We start from the raw sequence: 1,657 nt of genomic DNA, 5'->3' as shown, positions 1-1,657 counted from the left end.
TCCAGACCGTGTGAAAACTCGGTGGAGTTTAAAGGGCGCCGGGCGTTCGGTGGTTTTTAGTTTAGAAATCCTGACCCTGAACGCAATTGCGGGTCTGGTGGACCTGTGAGGGCTCTGGAGGCAATTTTCAGGCCGCTATGGGCTGGATCGCCCGCCGATTATGGCCGTACAGCTGCCATCAGTGCCGGAATGCCGACAAGGCTGATCGCTCGACGCAAATTGTAGGCGATGGCCGTTAGGCTGAACTCGGCGCGCACGTTCTCCAGCCTGCGCATCAGGAATGCGCCCTGGCCCATCCATTGCTTCACGGAGCCGAACGGGTGCTCGACGCTCTCACGGCGCTCATCGAGCACCCCGGGCCGCGCGGCAAGCCGTTTTGCCATCCGGTCCAGCACGGCTTCGTTCTCGTATCGCGTGACCTTGCGGCACGCCGCGTCCGTGCATCGCGCCTTGAGTGCGCATGTCTTGCACGCAGCAGCATTAGCATAGTTGAACAGGCGGACGTCATCGCGAACCGGGCGGCTGCTGACACGGCTTAATGCCGCGCCGCCCGGACATATGTAGGTGTCCGCTTCGGCGTCGTAGCAGAACTGCTCCTTGCCGAAGAACCCCTTGGCAACAGCTGATCCACGCTGCGGTTTGGGAACGTAGGGTACGATGCCTGCCGCCTCGCAGGCCTCGATATCCTCGATCTTGAAGTAGCCCCGGTCAGCCACCGCATCGATCTTGTCGACGCCAAGTGTGTCACGCGCGGCTTCGGCGGTCTCGGTCATCAGGCCAAGGTCGCTGACCTTGCTGTGGACCTGCTGCTCGGCAATCAGTTTGTGCTTGGTATCCACAGCGATCTGGATGTTGTAGCCAACCCCAACGCGGCTGCTGGAGTGCATCGCACGTGCGTCCGGATCGGTCAGCGAGATCTGGTCCTCGCCGCTGTCCGCAAGGGCTTTGCCATGGCCTTCGAGGCGTTCGCGCCGATCGCGGATCACCGCGATCTTCTCCTGAAGCTTCTCCACGGTGCCGCTCTCCAGCGCAACCTCATGGTCCTTGTCGGCCTCATCGAGCTGCTTGAGATACCGCGCCAAGCGCTCATCGCTCTCGGCCAAAGCCTTCGCCAGTTTGGCCTTGGTAAAATTACGCTCCCGGCTGTTCACCGCCTTGATCCGGGTGCCGTCAATCGCGATCAATTCGCACCCGAACAAGTCGAGTTCTCGGCACAGCACCACGAATTCGCGGAACACCTGGCGGAACGCAGTCCTGTTGTCGCGGCGAAAATCCGCGATTGTCTTGAAGTCGGGCGTCAGACGGCGGAGCAGCCAGATCACTTCGAGGTTGCGTCGCGTCTCGACCTCCAACCGGCGGCTAGACCGCACCCGGTTCAGGTATCCGTAGATGTAGAGCTTCAAGAGATCGGCCGGATCATATCCCGGGCGGCCGGTCGTTTTCGCCCGGACCCGCTCGAAGTCAGCGGCCTTCAGATCAAGCCCGTCAACGAATGCTTCGATAAACCGGACCACGTTGTCCGGCCCCACATAGTCGTCCACAGAGTCCGGCAAAAGCAGGAGTTGGGACCGATCATCGCCTGAAATATGTGCCATGGCCCGAGGATACCATGGCCACATTAGGCTGGGAATCCTGTTTGGGTTTTCACACGGTCTGG

The 1,657-nt window shown here is 60.8% G+C and carries 1 protein-coding gene; it reads right to left on the bottom strand.

What is annotated here, in order from left to right; all coding sequences use genetic code 11:
- Positions 1-158: 158 nt before the first annotated feature.
- Positions 159-1,595, bottom strand: a complete 1,437-nt coding sequence (locus tag FHD67_RS20090; protein ID WP_139599844.1) for an IS1182 family transposase — start codon at positions 1,593-1,595, stop codon at positions 159-161.
- Positions 1,596-1,657 lie beyond the last annotated feature (62 nt).

It is taken from the genome of Paracoccus haeundaensis, from assembly GCF_006239215.1.
GTDB classification, from domain to species: Bacteria; Pseudomonadota; Alphaproteobacteria; order Rhodobacterales; family Rhodobacteraceae; genus Paracoccus; species Paracoccus marcusii.
This window is presented reverse-complemented; position numbering and strand designations above follow the sequence as displayed.

Bases quoted from the DNA above. Each gene is read 5' to 3' on its own strand.
- FHD67_RS20090 (WP_139599844.1), bottom strand. From the start codon at position 1,595: ATGGCACATATTTCAGGCGATGATCGGTCCCAACTCCTGCTTTTGCCG.